This window comes from Mycobacterium adipatum (assembly GCF_001644575.1).
GTDB lineage: Bacteria > Actinomycetota > Actinomycetes > Mycobacteriales > Mycobacteriaceae > Mycobacterium > Mycobacterium adipatum.
In genome coordinates, this window is the sequence record NZ_CP015596.1 from 1,995,619 (window position 1) to 2,015,364 (window position 19,746).

The following is a 19,746-nucleotide window of genomic DNA, read 5'->3' on the forward strand; positions in this document are numbered from 1 at the left end:
GCGGCGCCGGTTGAATCGTAAGCGCCGGTGTGAGCGCAGCCAAATGCTAGGGCGCCGGCAGGGCCGCCGCACCGGCCGGTCTGCGCACGCCGGCGCACAGCGCGGTGGCCGTGAAGCACAGCCCGGCGGCGAGGTAGAAGGCCAGGTCATAGGTGCCCTGCAGGTCCCGGATCCAGCCGGCGCCGGCCGCCGCGACCGCCGCGCCGAGCTGGTGTGACGCGAACACCCAGCCGAAGACGATCGGCGTCGCGGTGCCGAAGAAATCCACGGCACAGCACGATCGTCGGCGGCACGGTGGCCACCCAATCCAACCCGTAGAAGATGATGAAGACCCAGGTCCCCGGTTCGGCGTGCGGAGAAAGCAGCGACGGCAGCAGCAACAGCGATACCCCGCGTCCGGCGTAATACACGCATAGCAGCACCCGCGGGTCCACGCGATCGGTCAGCCAGCCGGAGAAGATCGTCCCGGCCACGTCGAGAATGCCGATGGTGGCCAGCAGCCCGGCAGCCAGGGTGGTCGGCATGCCGTGGTCGTTGGCCGCCGGGATGAAATGCGTACCGATGAGCCCGTTGGTGGTCATGCCGCAGATGGCGAAGCTGGCGGCGAGCAGCCAGAACGCGCGGGACCGCAGCCCGATGCGCAGCCCGTCGAACGCGGCGCTGAAGGTGCCCGTCGGCAGCGTCACGACATCGGCGGAGGTGGCACCGTACGCGGTCAGCCCGATGTCCTGGGGCCGGTTGCGCATGAACAGTGCGACCAGCGGCACCACGGCCAGGGCGGCGGCCGCCACGATCAGCGATGCCCAGCGCCAGCCGTGCCGGGTGGTCACCTCGGCCACCACCGGCAGGAAGATCAGCTGTCCGGTGGCGCTGGCCGCCGTCAGTACCCCGGTGACCAGCCCGCGCCGCGCCTCGAACCACCGGGTGGCCACCCTCGCGACGAATCCCATCGAGATGGCGCCGGTGCCGATGCCGACCAGCACTCCCCAGAGCACCACCAGCTGCCAGCTCGCGGTCATCACGACGCTCAGCGCCGAGCCGGCGGCGATCAGCGCGAGCGCGCCGGACAGCACCGGTCGCACCCCGAAGCGGTCCATCAGGGCGGCGGCGAACGGGGCGGTGACGCCGTAGAGCGTCATGTTCACCGCCATCGCCACCCCGACGGTGCCGTGCGACCAGCCGAACTCGTGGTGCAGCGGGTTCATCATGACGCCCGGCACCGACCGGAAGGCGGCCGCGCCGAGGATGGCGATGAAGCTGACGCCGGCCACCACCCAGGCCCAGTGCAGGCGGGTGCGGGCGCGCAGCAGTGTCATGCGTCGATGGTCGCGGATCGGGACGGCCCCGCCTAGTGGCATGAATGACAGCACTCGTCAAAAACATGCCAAACTGTGGTGTGCACCGTGTCACCGTCCTGCTGGTCGCGCCGGTGGTGGGTTTCGACGCCACCATCGCGCCGACCTTGTTCGGCAGCGCCGCCGACGCCGGTGGTGCACCGCTCTACGAGGTGACGATCTGCGCGGCCACCGCGGGGGCGGTGCCGACCACCAGCGGATACTCCATGCTGCCCGGTGCCGGCCCGCAAGCCCTGGCCACCGCCGACACGGTGGTCATCCCCGGCACCCGGTATCCGCCCGCCCGGACGAACGGCACCTTGGGCCCCGAGGTGCGGGCGGCGTTGGCGATGGTCCGTCCGGGCGCCCGGCTGGTCTCGATCTGCACCGGCGCCTTCGTGTTGGCGGCCGCCGGCCTGCTGGACGATCGCCCGGCGACGACCCACTGGCAGTTCGCCGACACCTTCCGGGCGTTGTTCCCCAGCGTGCGACTCGACGAGAACGTGTTGTTCGTCGATGACGGCGACGTGCTCACCTCGGCCGGCCTGGCCGCAGGGATCGACCTGTGCCTGCACATCATCCGGTCCGATCACGGTGCCCAGGCGGTCAACGAGGTGGCCCGCCACTGCGTGGTGCCGCCGTGGCGGGAAGGCGGCCAGGCCCAGTTCATCGATCGGCAGGTGCCGGCCGCCGATGATGCCTCCACCGCCGCCACCCGGGAATGGGCGTTGGCTCACCTCGATGAGCACCTGACGGTGCAGGTGCTGGCCCGCCATGCACACATGAGTGCGCGCACGTTCAATCGTCGCTTCCGGACGGAAACCGGTGAGGCGCCCGGTCATTGGATACGCAACCGCCGGCTCGACCGGGCGCGAGAGCTGCTGGAATCACAGCAACTGTCCGTCGACGAGGTCGCCCGGCGCTCCGGCCTCGGCACCGGCGGCAATCTGCGCCACCACCTGCGCCGCGACGTCGGCATGTCGCCGACCGGTTATCGAAAGGTGTACCAGGGGGTCTAGAAGTGGCGCCTGATTACCATGACGGCCATGCCTGAACCGCTGATCATCCCCATCCAGGGCCGCGCCCCGCAGTTGCACGCCGAATCGTGGGTGGCGCCCAACGCCAGCGTGATCGGGCCGGTGACGCTGGCCGCCAAGGTCAGCATCTGGTACGGCGCCACACTTCGCGCCGAATTCGAACCCATCGAGATCGGCTTCGGCTCGAATCTCCAGGATGGTGTCACTGCTCACGTCGACCCCGGTTTCCCGCTGCGCGTCGGGTCGGGCGTGAGCGTCGGCCACAACGCCGTGCTGCACGGCTGCACCGTCGAGGATGACTGCCTGATCGGCATGGGCGCGATCGTGCTCAACGGTGCGGTCATCGGAGCCGGTTCGCTGGTCGGAGCGGGTGCGGTGGTCCCGCAGGGGGCCGTCATCCCGCCCGGCTCGCTGGTTGCCGGGGTGCCGGGCAAGGTGCGACGCGAGCTCACCGCGCATGAGCTGGAAGGCAACAAACTGAACGCGCAGGTGTATCAGGGGCTCATCGACCTGCACCGCTGACCCGGTTTCATCGGCCCGGCCGTGGGTAGTTTGGGGACTATGCGGATTCTGCTCACCGGCGCGACCGGATACATCGGGTCGCGCCTGGTCGCCGAACTGCTGGCCGAGGGCCACGAGGTCGTGGTGACCAGCCGGAACCCCGCCCGGCTCGGGGCATACGGCTGGGTCGACGACGTCACCGTCGTCGCCATGGATGCGCGTGAATCCGACTCCACCGCAGCGGCGTTCGTATCGGCCGGTGCGGTCGACGTGGTGTATTACCTGCTGCACGGGATCGGCGATCCCGGTTTCCGGGAATCCGACAACCGGGCGGCGGCCAACGTCGCCGATGCGGCTCGCACCGCGGGTGTGCGCCGCATCGTCTACCTCGGCGGATTCGTTCCCGGCGGTGAGACGCTGTCCGATCATCTGGCCGGCCGGGCCGAGGTCGCCGAGGCCCTGCATGTCGACGGCGGCGCCGAGGTGGTGTGGCTGGGTGCGGCGCTGATCATCGGCGCCGGTTCGACGTCTTTCGAGATCCTGCGCTACGTCGGTGACCGGTTCCCGGTGCTGCCGCTGCCGAGCTGGATGTCCAACCCCATCGACCCGATCTCGATCAAGGATGTGCTGTATTACCTTGTCGCTGCGGCAGATTCGGAGAAGGTTCCGGCCGGCTCCTATGACATCAGCGGGCCGGACACCACCACCTACCGGGATCTGCTGGCCGCCTACGCGCGGCTCAGTGGCAACTGGCAGGTCGAGGTCCCGGTCGGTGGTGTACCCACCGCACTGGTCTCCATGGTGTCGGCCGCGGTGCTGCCGGTCCCCGGCGGTTTGACCGCGGATCTCACTGCCTCCCTTGACTACCCGATGACCGCCAGCGGGGACGGTCTGCGTGGGCTGGTGCCCGACCCGGACGGTGGCCTGCTCGGGGTGGATGAGGCGATGGTCAGGTCGCTGACCGCGCATCCGCGCCGGCCGGTCGACCGGCTCGCCGACGCCCATCACCTCGCCGATACCGACCCCGACTGGGCCGGCGGTGACACCGCGAGGATCCGGCAGCTGACACCGTGGATCGCGCGCCCCGCGCTGTCGATGTTGGCACCGCTTCCCGGTCCGGCCAGGGCGGCGGTGCGCACCGGACTGGATGCGTTGACGGTCCTGGCCGCGAAGGTCGACCCGCGATGACGGGCCCCAACACCCCTTCGACGAATTGGGCCGGTGAGCTGCGCAGAATCGCGGCCAACAAGGCGCCGCCTTCCGAAGAGGCTCCTGCGGTGATCGGCAGACGCAAGTTCGTGGTCGGCGCTGTGCTGCTGATCGGTGCCGCATTGCTCGGCTATTCCCTGAGTCGTCCGCCCGGCGACGACACGTTCGTCTGGCTCACCCTGGCGCTGGCCGGTGTCTGGGCCACCGGAGCGTTTCTGTCCGGCCCGTTGCACATGGGGCACGTCGACTTTCACCGACGCAGCCGGCGTCCGGTCATCACGGGGACAGCGATCGGGCTCGGGCTCGGCGCGGTGTTCGTCCTCGGCGGATTGGTGGCCCGGGAGATCCCCGGCATCAACGACTACATCCGCGACGTGCTGCAGTACTCCAACGCCGGGCCGCTCTACCTGATCGTCTTCATCACCGTGATCAACGGGCTCGCAGAGGAGATGTTCTTCCGTGGCTCGCTGTACACGGCGCTGCTCAGGCACCGCCCGGTGCTCACCTCCACCGTGCTGTACGTGATTGCGACAGCGGCCACCACCGGCAACCCGATGCTCGGTTTCGCCGCGATCATCCTGGGTTCGATCTGCGCGGTGTTGCGCCGCGCGACCGGCGGGGTGCTGGCCCCCATGTTGGTGCACTTCTTCTGGGGTCTGGTGATGGTGCTCGCGTTGCCACCCATCTTCGGTGTCTGAGTTCCCCGGTTTCCCTACCGGTCCAGCGGATGCGCGGTCTCGTCGCGGTACATCCGGGCGGCGAGATATGCGATCAGTCCCAACGCCATCGGCCCGATGCCGGCCAGTAGATAGATCATCTCGATCGAGATGATCTTGGACAACGGCCCGGCCAGCGCCATCGACACCGGCATGAACACCAGCGACACGAAGAAGTCCAGACTGGATACCCGGCCCAGCATCGCCGGCGGGACCCGGCGTTGCAGCAGCGTGCCCCAAATGACCATGGCCGCACCGCTGGTCATGCCGACCACGAACGACGCGAACGCCATCCAGGGGAATGACGCGGTGTAGCCGATCGCGATGATCGGCAGGTTGCCGACCGTCCAGCAGGTCATCATCACCGTCAGGTAGCGCCGCGGCAACCGGCGCGACGACACCGCGAGCGCGCCGATCGCACTGCCGAGTCCGAAAGCGGCCAGTACGAATCCGAAGATCCGTTCTCCGTGGTCGAAGCGTGCGTTGGTGATGAACGGCAACAGCACCTCGATCGGACCCATGATGAACAAGATGAAGCCGCTGGCGAACAGCAGGGTGGCGAGCAGCCACGGGGTGCGCACCATGAACCGGAAACCGTCGCGCAGATCGGTGAGCACATGGGTCTTCGCGGTGTCGGCGGGCACCTGCTGTTTGACGGGGCGAGTCGCGATCAGCAGTGCCAGACCGGTGCCGTAGAGCGCCGCGCAGATGACCGCGCCGACGGTGGGGAAGGTGGCACCGATCAGCAGACCGGCCACCGCGGGGCCTACCGCCTGCTGCAGGGTGGGACGCATCACGCCCTCGATCCCGTTGGCCGCCAGCAGTTGTTCGGGCGGCAGTAGGCGCGGCAGGATGGCGCTGTAGGCGGGGAAGAAGAACGCGGCCGCGACGCCGAGGGCCGCCGAGGCCACCGCCATATGCCACAACCGCAGCGCGTCGAGAAGCCCGAGCACCGCCACCGCCGTCACCGCGGCGGTGTTGACCGACTCGACCAGGATGATGATGCTGCGCTGCGGAAACCGGTCTGCGGCAATGCCGCCCACGAGGACGAACGCCACCAGACCGGCGGCCAGGCACGTGGCGACCAGCGACAATGCCGCCGGGTCGTTGCTGATGGCGATGACCTGCAGGGCCATCACCACGGTCCACATGCCGGTGGCGAAGATCGACAGCGCGACCGCGCTGATCAGCAGGCGGTAATCGCGGATCTTGAAGGGGGCGAGTACGCGCCAGCCACCCCCCACATGCGTACTCACGCAGTCGATGGTGGCGCAGTGCCGGCGATCAGTCCACTGATTTAGCTGTCACTGAAAGCGGCCGGCCGGCCCTCCTGGAACGCCTTGGTGCCTTCGGCGAAGTCCTTGGACGTCAGCAGGATCAACTGGCCCTCGCGCTCCCGGCCGATCGCGGCCTCGAGTTCGGTGAGGGTGGCGTCGTTGATGGCCTGCTTGGTCTTGCGCAGCGCGACGGCCGGACCCCCGGCCAGCGTGCGCAAAACCTTGTCCACCGCGGCCTCGAGATCGTCCGGCGCGTGAACGGAGGTCACCAGGCCCCAGTCGTAGGCCTCCGACGCGGTGATGCGCTCGGCCAGCAATGCCATCCGCTGCGCGCGGATCCGGCCGACCGCCGCCGCGACCAGCGCCGAGGCGCCACCGTCGGGCATCAAGCCGATCTTGGTGAACGCCAGCATGAAAAACGCCTTCTCCGAGGCGAGGACGACATCGGCGGCGATGGCCAGCGAGACACCGACGCCGGCGGCCGGTCCCTGTACCACCGAGACGACGGGCTTGGGCAGCGCGACGATGGAGCGCACCGCGCGGTTGGCGGCGTCGAGCACCACCTCGGGCCCGTTGACCGACTTCGCCGAGACGTCCTCGGCGCTGATGCCCGCGCCCGAGCTGAAGCCGCGGCCCGCGCCGGACAACTTCACGACGCGGACCGCGGGATCTGTGGCGGCCTGCTCGAGGGCTTCGGCGATACCGGTCAGCATGGCCTCGGACAGCGAGTTGAGGCTGTCGGGCCGGTTCAGGGTCACCGCCAGCACGCCGTCGGCGAGCTCCACGGTCAACTGATCGATGCTGCGATACGTCATCTGTACGCCCTCAAGTTTGGCGGGTAGGTGACCCGCGGCCAGTCGACTTGGTTATACAAGTAAGCTATGTCGGCGGTCAACTACTGAGTACTCAACGGCGAAGGACGGTAGCCATGGCGGGACCACTGCAAGGTTTGCGAGTTGTCGAACTGGCCGGCATCGGCCCCGGCCCGCACGCGGCGATGATTCTGGGTGATCTGGGCGCCGACGTGGTGCGCGTCGATCGACCGACGGCCAAGAACGGGGCCATCTCGGACGCGATGCTGCGCAACCGGCGTTCGGTCACCGCGGACCTGAAATCCGACGAGGGACGCCAGTTCGTCCTCGACCTGGTCGCCAAGGCCGATGTGCTCATCGAGGGGTTCCGTCCCGGCGTCACCGAACGGCTGGGCTTGGGGCCGCAGGACTGCGCCAAGGTCAACGAGAAGATCGTCTACGCCCGGATGACCGGGTGGGGTCAGGACGGGCCGCGCGCGCTGCAGGCCGGGCACGACATCAACTACATCTCGCTCAACGGCGTGCTGCACGCCATCGGCCGCAAGGGCGAACGCCCGGTGCCGCCGCTGAACCTGGCGGGCGATTTCGGTGGCGGGTCGATGTTCCTGCTGCTGGGCATCCTCTCGGCGCTGTGGGAGCGGCAGACCTCGGGTAAGGGTCAAGTGGTCGACGCCGCGATGATCGACGGCTCCTCGGTGCTCATCCAGATGATGTGGGCCTTCCGCGCCCAGGGTGTGTGGTCCGATGAGCGCGGCACCAACATGCTCGACACCGGTGCCCCGTACTACGACACCTACGAGACCGCCGACGGCAAGTACTTCGCCATCGGCGCCATCGAGCCGCAGTTCTACGCCGAACTGCTGACCAGGCTGGGCCTGGACCCGGCGACACTGCCGGCGCAGAACGACATGAGCCGCTGGGAAGAGCTACGTGCGGTGTTCACCGACGTGTTCAAGACCAAGAGCCGCGACGAGTGGACCGCCGTGTTCGCCGGCTCGGATGCCTGCGCCACCCCGGTGCTGGCCTTCGGTGAGGTGCTCGACGAACCCCACATCACCGAACGTTCCACTTTCTACGAAACCCAGCACGGCCTGCAGCCGATGCCGGCCCCCCGGTTCTCCCGCAGCGAGCCGGCCGTGCCGACACCGCCACCGCTGATCGGTGCCGACACCGAGACCGTGCTCAAGGACTGGGCCTGAACCAACCCCCAACGAAAGGAAAGTCAACACGTGGAGATCAAGGATTCGGTAGCGGTTGTCACCGGCGGGGCCTCGGGCCTCGGTCTGGCGACCACCAAGCGCCTGCTCGATGCCGGCGCCTCCGTCGTCGTCATCGACCTCAAGGGTGAGGAAGCCGTCGCCGAGCTGGGCGAGCGCGCCAAGTTCGTGGCCGCCAACGTCACCGACGAGGATGCCGTTGCCAAGGCCATGGACGTGGCCGAGTCGATGGGCCCGCTGCGCATCAACGTCAACTGCGCCGGCATCGGCAATGCGATCAAGACCCTCGGCAAGGAGGGCCCGTTCCCGCTGGACGGCTTCCGCAAGGTCGTCGAGGTGAACCTGATCGGCACCTTCAACGTGCTGCGTCTGGCCGCGGAGCGGATCGCCAACACGGAGGCTCTTGACGACGGCAAAGGGTCAGCAGAGCGCGGCGTCATCATCAACACCGCCTCGGTCGCCGCGTTCGACGGTCAGATCGGCCAGGCCGCCTACTCGGCGTCCAAGGGCGGCGTCGTGGGATTGACCCTGCCCGTGGCACGGGACCTGTCGCGCAACCTGATTCGCGTGTGCACCATCGCGCCGGGCCTGTTCAAGACCCCGCTGCTGGGCTCGCTGCCCGAGGAGGCGCAGCGCTCCCTCGGCCAGCAGGTACCGCATCCCGCGCGTCTGGGCGACCCGGACGAATACGGCGCGCTGGCCGTGCACATCGTGGAAAACCCGATGCTCAACGGTGAGGTCATTCGCCTCGACGGCGCCATCCGTATGGCCCCCCGGTAACTGGAGGAACACATGTCACTTGTCACCAAGTTCACCGAGGCCTTCGGCGTCGAACACCCGATCGCCCAGGGTGGTATGCAGTGGGTGGGGCGCGCCGAACTCGTTGCCGCCGTTGCGAATGCGGGCGGTCTGGGGTTCATCACCGCGCTGACCCAGCCCACTCCGGCCGATCTGGCCAACGAAATCGCCAAGACCCGCGACCTCACCGATAAGCCGTTCGGGGTCAATCTGACGATCCTGCCGGCGATCAACCCGCCGCCGTATGACGAGTACCGCAAGGTGATCGTCGATGCCGGCGTCAAGATCGTGGAAACCGCGGGATCCAACCCGGCGCCGCATCTGCCGATGTTCCACGATAACGGCATCAAGGTGCTGCACAAGTGCACCTCGGTGCGCCACGCGGTCAAGGCGCAGACCCTCGGCGTCGATGGCATCAGCATCGACGGTTTCGAGTGCGCGGGCCATCCCGGCGAGGACGATGTTCCGGGTCTGGTGTTGATCCCGGCCGCGGCCCGCGAGATCGAGATCCCGATGATCGCCTCGGGCGGCTTCGGTGACGCCCGCGGTCTGGTGGCCGCGCTGGCCCTGGGTGCCGACGGTGTCAACATGGGCACCCGCTTCATGGCGACCGTCGAGTCCTGCATCCACCAGAACGTCAAGGACGCCATCGTGGCCACCGACGAGCGGGGTACCGAGCTGATCTTCCGCAGCCTGCACAACACCGCGCGGGTGGCTTCCAACGTGGTGTCGCGTGAGGTCGTGGAGATCCTCAAGGGCGGCGGCCAGTTCGAGGATGTCAAGGATCTGGTCGCCGGCGTGCGCGGCCGCAAGGTGTTCGACGACGGCGATATCGACGCCGGCATCTGGACCGCGGGCACCGTGATGGGGCTCATCCATGACATTCCGACGGTTGACGAGTTGATCACGCGGATGGTCAGCGAGGCTGAGGACATCATCATCGGCCGACTGGCGGACATGGTGAATATCGAAGAGCCGGAGCAGGCCACCGCCTGATGCGCAGGTCCTGACCGCGAGAGCAACAGCCGCCCGGTCGAGCCCGCGAGGAAACTCACGGTGTTCGATCGGGCGGTTCTCGTTGCGCCCGTTGTTCAGAAGGGTGGTGGGTCGCTGTCGCTGTGGGTGTATTCGAGGGCGCGGGCGGTGGCGTTGCGTGCTCGTTCGGCTTTGGTGCGTTGGGCGCGGTCTTGGGCGCGGGTGCGGGGGCGGACCGGCATTCTGGTGTGGCGGTCAGTGTCGTCGAGGAGGCTGATCGCGCGTCTGCGCGGGACGGGTGTGTGGATGTTCCAGTGCGGGAACAGGATTGCCGCGCCGGGGGCCTTGCTGTAGGTGTGCCCGGTGGGTGCGGTCCAGTGGATGGTGCCGTCGGGTTGGACAGTGGGTGTCCAACCGCCGAAGGTCTTGAGCAGATGGTGCAGACGGCAGAGCGGTCCGAGATTGCCCGGATGCGTCGCCCCGGCCGGCCATGGGGTCAGATGGTCGAGGTCGCAGCGGTGCGCAGCCCGGCTACAGCCAGGGAAGCTACACGTCATGGCGCGCATCCGGACGAACGCGGTCAGCGCGGTCGAGGGCCGGTATCGGGGTTCGGCGGGCAGGTCGGCGATGTCGGCGAGGGGTTTGATGGTGGCGCCCGCGGCGATGAGTTCGGCGAGCAGGTGGGCGGGGATGATGGCGCCGTCGAGCATCACCGCGGGGCTGGGGTGGCACGCCGCCGGGGCCGCGGGTTGTGGCGCTGCGGCTGGGGCCGCGGGGTCAGATTGCGCGGCAGGCTCCGCGGTGTCGCCACCGGACTCAGGCACGGTCTCGGACGTGGTCTTGGGCTCGGCCCCGGTCTCGGCCGGCTCGGATTCCGGGCTGCCCGCCGCACCCGGCACACCCTGCTGGGGTGTGTCGTGGCCGGCGGCGGGGATCTGATCGGCCAGCACATAGATCGTCACCGCCCCGGCCCGGGGGTCTTTCCCGCTGCCCTCGCAGTCGGGGTTCCCGCACGCACACGTCAGCCGCTCCAGTGCCGGGCCGACCGCCCCCAGCGCGGCCAACGCGGCCGCCCGCAGTTCCCCGCGGCGGCGCGGATCGTTCGGGCAGACGGTGTCGGCGAGGTCGTTGAGCCGTTGTTCGAGGATCTTTGTGTCGGTGACGCGCAGCCGTCCCCAGAACGAGGCGACCCCGTTCGGGTCGTCCTTATCGCCGAACTCCACATACAAGTCCTTGGCGGCCCGACGAGACCTCACGACGGCGTCGGGGTCGAACTTCTCCACCCACACGTCGACGGCGGTGATCAGCGCCTTTTCCGAATGCGCCCCGTACTCGCCGGCCTCCCCAGCGATCGCCGCATCGATCAGGGCCAGCGCATCGGGGTCTTCGACGAGGTGGGTGCGCCAGGTGATGGCATCGATCACCGTCGCCGACACTGTCCCCGATGCGAGCAGGGCGGCGGTGCGGGGCAGCCGGTCACGCAGGGCTTGGGCGATGCGCATCTGCTTGGACGCCGCACGCGGGCTCAGGTTGCAGGCCGCGGCCACCGCGGCTTGGGCCCAGGCCCACCCATCAATGACCTGGTGGGCGCTGGTGTCGTCCTCGTCATCACACTGACGGGCCACGACCTCGCCGATCAAAGCCAACCGCTCCGCGGCCGCCGTCGCCTCGGCCCGGGTCGCAGCAGTCAACGCGGAGACCAGGGCTTCATCGCCCATCCCCGCCAACGCGACTCTATCGAACATGTGTGCGATTTTACCGGCACGGTCCGACATTGGTGTGTGTTATGTCTCAAGACATCGGTGACAGTTCTGCATCAGGACATCGGTGACACTTTGAGGGGTCTTGGTGGTGACACTTCTGCCTCGAGGCTGCGGGGGTGGCTGTTAATGAACCTATCGATCCTCGTGTCCGGTTGGCGATCTCACAGTGGCCTGATGACGCGCCGCGTGGGGCGGTCTCGACGTTCTGCGCCGAGCACGGCATCTCCCGAAAGTCGTTCTACGCGTTACGTCAGCGCGCGAAGACCGATGGGCAGGCCGAGGTGCTCGAACCCAAGTCTCGGCGGCCCAAGTCGAGTCCGTCGAAGTTAACTGAGGAGGTTAGGCAGCAGGCCGTGGCCGTGCGTGCCGCTCTGGAGGCGTCCGGCCGCGACCATGGACCGATCAGCGTGTACGACAAAATGCACGCGATGGGCTTGCCGCAGGTCCCTTCCATCGCCGCGTTGGCACGGATCTTCCGTGAGGCCGGTGTGGCTCGTCTTGAGCCCATGAAGAAGCCCCGCTCGGCATGGCGACGGTTCGTCTACCCGGCCCCGAACGCGTGCTGGCAAGTCGACGCCACGCAGTACGTACTCACCGGTGGTCGCACGTGTGTGATCTTCCAGCTCATCGACGACCACTCCCGCTACGCGGTGGCCTCCCATGTGGCGTGGACAGAGACTGCCGAAGCGGCCATCGCAGTGTTTGACAAGGGTGTAGCAGCCTGTGGTGTTCCTCAACGGTTGTTGTCGGACAACGGAATTGCGCTGAATCCCTCGCGGCGTGGCCACCTCGGCCGACTCGTCAAACACCTCTCGCGGCTAGGGGTTCAGGCAATCACCGGCAAGCCCGACAAGCCCACCACGCAAGGCAAGAACGAGCGCTTCCATCAGACCTTGTTCCGCTACCTCGACAAGCAGCCGCTTGCCAGCACGCTGGCCGAGTTGCAGGCCCAGGTCGACGCGTTCGACGACATCTACAACACCGAACGCCCCCACCAAGGGCTGCCTGGACGCGTCACACCGCGCACGGCCTGGGAGGCAATCGCCAAAGCTGACCCGCCGCGCCCCAGGCCCGACGCGCCGGTTCGTCCAGCGGTCACCACACCGCGCAGGTCTGCGCCAACCGACCTGCCTGCCGGCACCAACGTCGCAACCCTGACCAGCGGGGGCACCCTCGTCCTCGCCGGAGTTCGCTATCAAGTCGACGGCGGGCGCGGCTTCGAACAGGTCTTGGTGGTCATCGACGGCGAGAAGATCACCGTGGCTGACCTGGACGGCGAAGTCCTCATCGAACACACCCGACCCGCACCGGGGGTGAAGTACGTCGGCAACGGACGCCCCCGTGGTCCACGCCCCAAGAACGAGAAACCGTCACCGATGTCCTGATACATCAACTGTCACCGATGTCCTGATACATCACAGTCCGACATTGGTGTCGAGCGCACATGGCCGGGAGAGCAAAAAACCGCCCGGCCGAGCCCACAGCGAAAGCTGCGGTGTTCAGTCGAGCGGTCTCTTGTTGTGCGCGGGCGGCGTGGGCGGCATTCAGCCACTCATGCCGGCCGGAGAAGCCGGTGGGTGCGCTCCGCGGTCAGACCGCGGCGGCGAGATCTGGGAACTGCTCGGAGGTGTCACCCTCCACCAGGACGTCCCCGTGGTAGAGGGCGTCGAAATCAACCTTGATGACATCTGCGTTGGTGTCGTCGATCCACATGCTTTGAAGCGTATGGGTGCTGATTAAGAGATCCTTGAGCTCAAGTTCGGAAATTCGTGGCAATTCTTACCGCTGGGTAGGTTTAAGCTGCTGGCAGGCTGGGAAAGCGGCGTCAGCGTGTCCTGAAAGTAGCTTCTGAGCTGGGATGATTGCCGGTCTGGCCACGGCCGCCGTGGGTGCCGAAAGTTTGCCGGAACCCCCGGTTTCGCCCCCTCGGCCAGCAAATTCTTACTCATCGGTAGCCTGCGCCTGGCGTGTCACTGTGAGCAATGTTGCAGAAGTGACTGATGAGTCTGATGGGACTCGCCTTTCAGGTGAACCGGATGCCGCGCCATCTCGTGTCATCGGGGTGGCGGCCGGCATTGACGGCTTGACTTACCCTTGTTAACTTAACGTCGATAACCGAATGGAGGGATGGCCCGTGCTGAATCGAATCGCCCGCATCGCGATCGCCGCCCCACGCCGCGTGCTGGCGTTGACCGCCCTCGTCATGGTGGCCGCGGCGATCTTCGGCATCCCGGTCGCCAAGACTCTGTCCGCCGGGGGCTTCCAGGACCCCACCTCGCAATCCGCGGAAGCGACCGCACTGCTCACCGAAAAGTTCGATCAAGGCGACATGCAGCTGCTCTTCACCGTCACCGCCGAGGACGGTGTGAACAGTCCCGCCGCCACCGCGACGGGTACCGAGATCGTCAGGGCGCTCGAACAGTCCCCGCACGTCGCGCAGGTCACCTCGGCATGGACCGCGCCGCCGCCGGCGGCGGCGGAGCTGGTCAGCAAGGACAAGACCGCCGGCCTCGTCGTGGCCGGCATCACCGGTGGCGAGAACGACGCGCAGAAGTACGCCGAGGCGCTGTCGGAGCAACTTGCCCACGACCGGCCCGGGGTCACGGTGCGGTCCGGCGGGGCGGCCATGGTCTACGCACAGATCAATGCGCAGACCGAACGGGATCTCCTGCGGATGGAGGCCATCGCCATCCCGTTGAGCTTCCTGGTCCTGGTGTGGGTGTTCGGCGGGCTGGTGGCCGCCGCCGTACCGATGGCCGTCGGCGGCATGGCCATCCTCGGCTCGATGTCGGTCCTGAGGCTCATCACCTTCACCACGGACGTGTCGATCTTCGCGCTGAACCTGTCCATCGCCATGGGTCTGGCGCTGGCCATCGACTACACGCTGCTCATCATCAGCCGCTATCGCGACGAACTCGCCGACGGTGTTCCGCGCGAACGCGCACTCGTTCGCACCATGGCCACCGCCGGACGGACCGTGGTGTTCTCCGCAACCACCGTCGCGCTATCCATGGTGGCGATGCTGCTGTTTCCCATGTACTTCCTGAAATCGTTCGCCTACGCGGGGGTGGCCACCGTCGGTTTCGCCGCGCTCGCCGCCACGGTCGTCACCCCGGCTGCGATCTGGCTCCTCGGGGACCGGCTGGACGCCCTCAACGTGTTCCGCAGGGACCGGCTGCCCAAACCCGTCGACCAACAGTTCTGGTACCGCTGGACGCATCGCGTGATGGGCCGGGCACTCCCGCTCGGGCTGGCGGTGGTGTCCCTGCTGCTGGTGCTCGGGGCGCCGTTCCTCGACGTGCGTTGGGGCTTCCCCGACGACCGGGTGCTGCCCGCGTCCGCATCCGCGCACCAGGTGGGTGATCAGTTGCGGGACGATTTCATCGACAACTCGGCGACCGCCGTCACCGTCGTGATCCCCGACGCGCAGGGACTGACGCCGGGTGACTACGAGCGCTACGCCGCCGAACTGTCCCGGGTGCCGGAGGTGGGTGCGGTGTCCGCGCCGACCGGCAGCTTCACCGACGGCGTCAAGACCGGGCCGCCGGTGGCGGCGACCGGGGTTGCCGATGGCAGCGCGTTTCTCACCGTCAGCAGCACCGCCCCGCTGTTCTCGGATGCCTCGGAGAATCAGCTGACCGCGCTGCACGAGATCGAGGGTCCGGGCGGGCGGGCCGTGCAGCTCACGGGTATCGCCCAGGTGAACCGGGACAGCGTGGTGGCCATCACCGACCGCCTGCCGTGGGTGCTCGGGTTGATCGCCGTCATCACCTTCGGGCTTCTCTTCCTGCTCACCGGCAGCATCGTGCTGCCGTTGAAAGCCATTGTGCTCAATATCCTTTCGCTCACGGCAGCGTTCGGGGCGCTGGTCTGGATCTTCCAGGAAGGTCACCTCTCGGCACTGGGTACGACTCCGACCGGCACCTTGGTGGCCAATATGCCGGTACTGCTGTTCTGTATCGCGTTCGGGCTCTCGATGGACTACGAGGTGTTCCTGCTCGCCCGGATCCGGGAGAACTGGCTCTCGCTGCGCGCCACCGGCGGGGACACGCCGCGGCACCTGAACGACGAAGCGGTGGCGCTGGGTCTGGCCCGCACCGGCCGGGTCATCACGGCGGCTGCGCTGGTCATGTCGATCTCGTTCGCGGCACTGATTGCCGCCGAGGTGTCCTTCATGCGGATGTTCGGTGTCGGACTGACGCTGGCCATCCTCGTCGACGCCACCCTGGTCCGGATGGTGCTGGTGCCCGCATTCATGCATGTGCTCGGTGGTTGGAACTGGTGGGCCCCCAAACCGCTGGTTCGGCTGCATGACCGGATCGGCATCGACGAGTCCGGCGATGCCGATCCGGAGCGTCGCCGGCAGGTGCCCGCGCCGGTGGCGGACACTGTCTGACGTGTCCCCGCAATCACTGCGGCGCCGCCGTTCGGCACGTGGCTCCGGCGAGCAGCTGCATGACGAGATCCTCGACGCGACCACCGAACTGCTGCTGGAGACCGGGCACGCCAAATCGGTGTCCATCCGTGCGGTGGCCCAGCGGGTCGGGGTGACCTCACCGTCGATCTATCTGCACTTCGCCGACAAGGACGCGCTGCTGGACGCGGTGTGCGCGCGGTACTTCGAACGCCTCGACGAGGAGATGCAGCGGGTGGCCGCCGACCAGACCTCGACCATCGAGGTGCTGCGCGCCCAGGGCCTGGCCTACGTGCGGTTCGCCAGACAGACCCCCGAGCTGTATCGGATCGCGACGATGGGCGAGGGCAGTCCCGGTAGCGATGTCGACATGACCTTGGCCAGTTCAGCTTTCGTGCACATGCGCACGACGATCGAGGCTCTGATGGACGAGGGTGTGTACCCGCCCGGCGACTCCACCGCCGCCGCCCTGGAACTGTGGACCGCGGCGCACGGGGTGGCCGCCATGCTCATTGCCAAGCCCTACCTGCCGTGGGGAGATGTCGAACAGTTCACCGACCGTGTGCTGCGGTCGATATGCTGCGGACACATCGCGACGGGCTATATCGGGGTCGACGTGGCTCCCGCCGAGGCCGTCGAGAAACTCAAGGAGCTCAAGACGTGAGCGATATCGACAATCCCTTCTTCGCTCGGCTGTGGATGGTGATGTCCGGCCACGAGCCCGAATCGCTGCGGCGGCTCAGAATGGCCAACCTTGCGGGCCTGACCGGGCGCGTCCTGGAAGTCGGCGCCGGCACGGGCACCAACTTCGCGCACTACCCGGCCGGTGTCAGCGAGGTGGTGGCACTGGAGCCCGAGGTGCGGCTGGCCGAAGTGGCCCGCCGGGCCGCGGCGGCGGCACCGGTGCCGGTGACCGTCAGCACCGCCACCATCGAGGAGTTCGGCGCGGACGAATCGTTCGACGCCGTCGTGTGCTCGCTGGTGCTCTGCTCCGTCGACGACCCTGATGCGGTTGTGCAGCAGCTGTATTCGATGCTCAAGCCGGGTGGCCAGCTGCGCTACCTGGAACACGTCGCCGGAGTCGGCGCGCGCGCGACGCTGCAGAAGGCGGCGGACGCGACGGTGTGGCCCCGGCTGCTCGGGAACTGTCACACCCACCGCAACACCGAGGCGTCCATCGCGGCGGCCGGCTTCTCGGTCGCGGGCTCGCGGCGCGAGCAGACCCTGCCGGCATGGTTGCCGTTACCGGTGTCCGAGTTCGCCATCGGACGTGCGGTCCGGCCCTAACGACCCAGAAGGGCGGGCAACCGCTGCAGCAGTTGGGGCAGCGCGGTGGCCGAGGTCTCGCGCACCACGGCGGTGGCGGCTTCCGACAGCGGAGTGGGCTGCGGATTGACCTCGATGACCGGAATGCCGTTGGCCAGCGCGGCTTCCGGCAAACCAGCGGCGGGATAGACCACCGATGAGGTCCCGACCACGATCACCACATCGGCCTTGGCGACGGCCTGCACCGAGAGGTCCCATGCATCGTCGGGCAGCCCCTCGCCGAACCACACGACATTGGGCCGGATCAGGCCGCCACATGCGCAGCGCGGCGGCTCGATGACCTCGACCGGTGCCGGCATGGCCGGCAGTTCTCCGATGTAAGGGCTGCCGCAGGCATCGCAGCGGAACTCGAACAGGCTGCCGTGCAGGTGGTACACCCGGTTGCTGCCGGCCCGCTCGTGCAGGTTGTCCACGTTCTGGGTCACCACATGCACCTCGGCGTAGTCCTCCCACGCCGCGACCGCCAGGTGGCCGGGATTCGGGTTGACCGCACTCATCATGTGATGTCGCCACAGATACCACGCCCACACCCGTTCGGGGTGGCGCTGCCAACCGTCACTGCTGGAGATCTCGTAAGGGTCGACGTTGGCCCAAAGACCCGTCTCGACATCGCGGAACGTCGGCACCCCGCTCTCGGCGGACATGCCTGCACCGCTCAGCAGCGTCACTCGCACCTCACCAAACTATCGTGCGTGCGACATACTGGGCACGTGGGAGGTCTGGGGGAGTGGGTCCGCCTCGATCAGCGGGCCGGTGCCCCGCTGTTCGATCAGCTGAGGACGCAGATCATCGGTGGCGTGCGCGACGGCAGGCTCACGCCCGGCACCCGGTTGCCGACGGTCCGTGACCTTGCCGGGCAGCTCGGCCTCGCGGTGAACACCGTGGCGCGGGCCTACCGTGAGCTCGAGGCCGCCGGAGTGCTCGAAACGCGGGGCCGGTTCGGCACATTCGTCGCGCGGATCGATCCGGCCGACAACGCGATGGCCGCGGCCGCGCACGCGTTCGCCGAAACGGCCCGCGCCCAGGGCCTCGGCAGGGACGAGGCGTTTCGTTATCTGGACGCCGCTTTCGACTAACCGGTCCAGCGCAGTACGTCCAGCGCGACGGCCACGCTGACACTCTGCTCGGCCAGCGGCCGCGGCAACAGTTCGTCGGCCCGGGCGAGCCGGCGCAGCAACGTGTTGCGGTGCGTGTAGAGCCGCGCCGCCGCCCGCGAGGCGTTGCACTGGCTGGCAATGAATACCCGTACGGTCTCCTGCAACTCGGTGCCCGCGGTGGCGAGTTCGCCGAGTACGCGAGCGACGAAATCGGCGCTGCGGTCGGGATCGGCGGTGATCAGGGAGACCATCTCGACATCGGTGAATCTGGCCATCTGCTGACGGGAATGCAGCCGCGCCATCATCTGCTGGGTGATGATCGCTTCGAAATGGCTGCGCCGGAAACCGTCCAGGCCGTCGCCGGTGGTGCCGACCGCCACCCGGATATCGGCGCTGTCGCGCACCGCCGCGTCGAGGACGTCCAGATCGAGGGCGCCCGGTGCCCATACCCAGCGGGTGGCGCTGCTGGCCAGCACACTCAGCGGCCGCCCGCCGCCGGCCCGGCCGATGGCTTCGGCGGCTCGGTCCAGTCGGGTCAGATCGCCGTCATGGGTGTCGGTCCAGATGACGGCCGCGGTATGGCAGCCGGTCAGGGCGTACCCCAGGCGCTGTTCGGCCCGGGAACGCGGAATGGGCGCACCGTCGAGTAGCAGCGCGACGGTCTCCCGGCGCTCGGCGTGACTGCCGTGCGTGAGTTCGTCACGCTCCAGGTCGATCTGCGCGGCGATGCCGGCCAGCGTCGCGTCGACGAACGCACTGATGGATCGTGAACAGGCCTGCAGCAGATCGTGTAACTCGGTGGCGTCGGAGGTCAGCTCGAAGGCGATCTCCATCAACCGCCGCCAGGCCACGCCCTCACCCACCCGGTAGGCATCCAACGGGAAGGCGTTCACCCCGCGGCGCACCAGTTCCCGCGCGATGCTCAACGGCTCCGGCCCGGTGTTGGGCGGCACCGGCGCACCCGGATCGCGGACATTGGCAGTACTCCAGAAGAACAGGTTGGCGCGGTTGCTGCGGCTGACGGCGGCCGCGAGTTCCGGGTCCGCGGCGATGGCGGGACTGGCGGCCAGCACGGCCTGGTCGAGTTCGTCGAGCCATTCCGGGCGGGCATTGGACACGATCTGGGCGCACTGCCGGATCAGCTCCCTGACCCGGGGTGACGGCAGCGGCTCAGTCATGGGTGCAGCGTAGAAGGCTGGTGCATTGTGCACCAGCGTTTCGGCTTTATGGGATGTTTGGACCTGGCTGCACCCCGGCCCGCGCCGCGACG

18 protein-coding genes and 1 pseudogene are annotated in these 19,746 nt (G+C 67.9%); 12 read left to right on the plus strand and 7 right to left on the minus strand.

Going from position 1 to position 19,746, the window contains the following annotated elements; translation table 11 throughout:
* Nucleotides 1–46: 46 nt before the first annotated feature.
* Nucleotides 47–1,316 (minus strand): annotated as a pseudogene (locus tag A7U43_RS09540) (MFS transporter).
* An 80-nt stretch (nucleotides 1,317–1,396) separates the two neighbouring features.
* Between A7U43_RS09540 and A7U43_RS09545 the strand changes: the two are divergent.
* Genes A7U43_RS09545 through A7U43_RS09560 form a run of 4 tightly spaced genes read left to right on the plus strand, consistent with a single transcriptional unit; the run spans nucleotide 1,397 to nucleotide 4,779 of the window.
* Nucleotides 1,397–2,353: a GlxA family transcriptional regulator gene (locus A7U43_RS09545; protein ID WP_067993993.1), complete on the plus strand. Its 957-nt coding sequence runs from the start codon at nucleotides 1,397–1,399 to the stop codon at nucleotides 2,351–2,353.
* 27 nt (nucleotides 2,354–2,380) lie between these two features.
* A complete protein-coding gene (locus A7U43_RS09550; protein ID WP_068002301.1) occupies nucleotides 2,381–2,893 on the plus strand; it encodes a gamma carbonic anhydrase family protein in 513 nt (170 codons plus the stop codon).
* A 39-nt stretch (nucleotides 2,894–2,932) separates the two neighbouring features.
* A complete protein-coding gene (locus A7U43_RS09555) occupies nucleotides 2,933–4,060 on the plus strand; it encodes an NAD(P)H-binding protein (RefSeq protein WP_067993996.1) in 1,128 nt (375 codons plus the stop codon).
* The gene (locus A7U43_RS09560; RefSeq protein WP_067993999.1) at nucleotides 4,057–4,779 is read left to right on the plus strand and encodes a CPBP family intramembrane glutamic endopeptidase; all 723 of its coding nucleotides are present in this window, start codon (nucleotides 4,057–4,059) and stop codon (nucleotides 4,777–4,779) included. Before A7U43_RS09555 ends, A7U43_RS09560 begins: the two co-directional genes overlap by 4 nt.
* A gap of 14 nt (nucleotides 4,780–4,793) precedes the next feature.
* Here A7U43_RS09560 and tet(V) read toward each other — a convergent pair whose 3' ends face one another.
* Nucleotides 4,794–6,053, minus strand: a complete 1,260-nt coding sequence (tet(V), locus tag A7U43_RS09565; RefSeq protein WP_067994001.1) for a tetracycline efflux MFS transporter Tet(V) — start codon at nucleotides 6,051–6,053, stop codon at nucleotides 4,794–4,796.
* Nucleotides 6,054–6,094: 41 nt separating this feature from the next.
* A complete protein-coding gene (locus A7U43_RS09570) occupies nucleotides 6,095–6,889 on the minus strand; it encodes an enoyl-CoA hydratase (RefSeq protein ID WP_067994004.1) in 795 nt (264 codons plus the stop codon).
* A gap of 113 nt (nucleotides 6,890–7,002) precedes the next feature.
* Between A7U43_RS09570 and A7U43_RS09575 the strand changes: the two genes are divergently transcribed.
* The 3 genes from A7U43_RS09575 to A7U43_RS09585 are packed head-to-tail and all read left to right on the plus strand — an operon-like array spanning nucleotide 7,003 to nucleotide 9,897.
* Nucleotides 7,003–8,085: a CaiB/BaiF CoA transferase family protein gene (locus A7U43_RS09575; protein ID WP_067994007.1), complete on the plus strand. Its 1,083-nt coding sequence runs from the start codon at nucleotides 7,003–7,005 to the stop codon at nucleotides 8,083–8,085.
* 30 nt (nucleotides 8,086–8,115) lie between these two features.
* Nucleotides 8,116–8,883: a 3-hydroxyacyl-CoA dehydrogenase gene (locus A7U43_RS09580; RefSeq protein ID WP_067994009.1), complete on the plus strand. Its 768-nt coding sequence runs from the start codon at nucleotides 8,116–8,118 to the stop codon at nucleotides 8,881–8,883.
* Between the two features lie 12 nt (nucleotides 8,884–8,895).
* Nucleotides 8,896–9,897 (plus strand): NAD(P)H-dependent flavin oxidoreductase, encoded by a 1,002-nt coding sequence (locus A7U43_RS09585; protein WP_067994012.1) that lies wholly within the window; start codon nucleotides 8,896–8,898, stop codon nucleotides 9,895–9,897.
* A gap of 95 nt (nucleotides 9,898–9,992) precedes the next feature.
* On the opposite strand, the gene A7U43_RS09590 is transcribed toward A7U43_RS09585, so the two are convergent.
* Nucleotides 9,993–11,621 carry an HNH endonuclease signature motif containing protein gene (locus tag A7U43_RS09590; protein WP_082902397.1) on the minus strand — a complete coding sequence of 543 codons (1,629 nt, stop codon included), beginning with the start codon at nucleotides 11,619–11,621 and terminating at the stop codon, nucleotides 9,993–9,995.
* Between the two features lie 134 nt (nucleotides 11,622–11,755).
* On the opposite strand from A7U43_RS09590, the gene A7U43_RS09595 reads away from it, so the two are divergent.
* Nucleotides 11,756–13,024, plus strand: a complete 1,269-nt coding sequence (locus A7U43_RS09595) for an IS481 family transposase (RefSeq protein ID WP_067994018.1) — start codon at nucleotides 11,756–11,758, stop codon at nucleotides 13,022–13,024.
* 205 nt (nucleotides 13,025–13,229) lie between these two features.
* On the opposite strand, the gene A7U43_RS30550 is transcribed toward A7U43_RS09595, so the two are convergent.
* A complete protein-coding gene (locus A7U43_RS30550; protein WP_105363407.1) occupies nucleotides 13,230–13,352 on the minus strand; it encodes a hypothetical protein in 123 nt (40 codons plus the stop codon).
* A 421-nt stretch (nucleotides 13,353–13,773) separates the two neighbouring features.
* On the opposite strand from A7U43_RS30550, the gene A7U43_RS09600 reads away from it, so the two are divergent.
* From A7U43_RS09600 to A7U43_RS09610, 3 genes are read left to right on the plus strand one after another with little or no spacing between them, the layout of a single operon-like run.
* Nucleotides 13,774–16,035, plus strand: a complete 2,262-nt coding sequence (locus A7U43_RS09600) for an MMPL family transporter (protein WP_068002307.1) — start codon at nucleotides 13,774–13,776, stop codon at nucleotides 16,033–16,035.
* A gap of 1 nt (nucleotide 16,036) precedes the next feature.
* A complete protein-coding gene (locus tag A7U43_RS09605; RefSeq protein ID WP_231963558.1) occupies nucleotides 16,037–16,717 on the plus strand; it encodes a TetR/AcrR family transcriptional regulator in 681 nt (226 codons plus the stop codon).
* Between the two features lie 35 nt (nucleotides 16,718–16,752).
* Complete coding sequence (locus A7U43_RS09610; RefSeq protein WP_068002304.1) at nucleotides 16,753–17,340, plus strand: class I SAM-dependent methyltransferase; 588 nt, start codon at nucleotides 16,753–16,755, stop codon at nucleotides 17,338–17,340.
* Here A7U43_RS09610 and A7U43_RS09615 read toward each other — a convergent pair.
* Nucleotides 17,337–18,023 (minus strand): NAD-dependent deacylase, encoded by a 687-nt coding sequence (locus A7U43_RS09615; protein ID WP_068002310.1) that lies wholly within the window; start codon nucleotides 18,021–18,023, stop codon nucleotides 17,337–17,339. The two genes, A7U43_RS09610 and A7U43_RS09615, sit on opposite strands and share 4 nt — an antisense overlap.
* A gap of 66 nt (nucleotides 18,024–18,089) precedes the next feature.
* On the opposite strand from A7U43_RS09615, the gene A7U43_RS09620 reads away from it, so the two are divergent.
* The gene (locus tag A7U43_RS09620) at nucleotides 18,090–18,455 is read left to right on the plus strand and encodes a GntR family transcriptional regulator (protein ID WP_067994026.1); all 366 of its coding nucleotides are present in this window, start codon (nucleotides 18,090–18,092) and stop codon (nucleotides 18,453–18,455) included.
* Here the strand turns inward: A7U43_RS09620 and A7U43_RS09625 are convergent.
* Nucleotides 18,452–19,654 carry an Rv1453 family transcriptional regulator gene (locus tag A7U43_RS09625; protein ID WP_067994029.1) on the minus strand — a complete coding sequence of 401 codons (1,203 nt, stop codon included), beginning with the start codon at nucleotides 19,652–19,654 and terminating at the stop codon, nucleotides 18,452–18,454. The genes A7U43_RS09620 and A7U43_RS09625 overlap by 4 nt on opposite strands.
* Nucleotides 19,655–19,746: the final 92 nt, after the last annotated feature.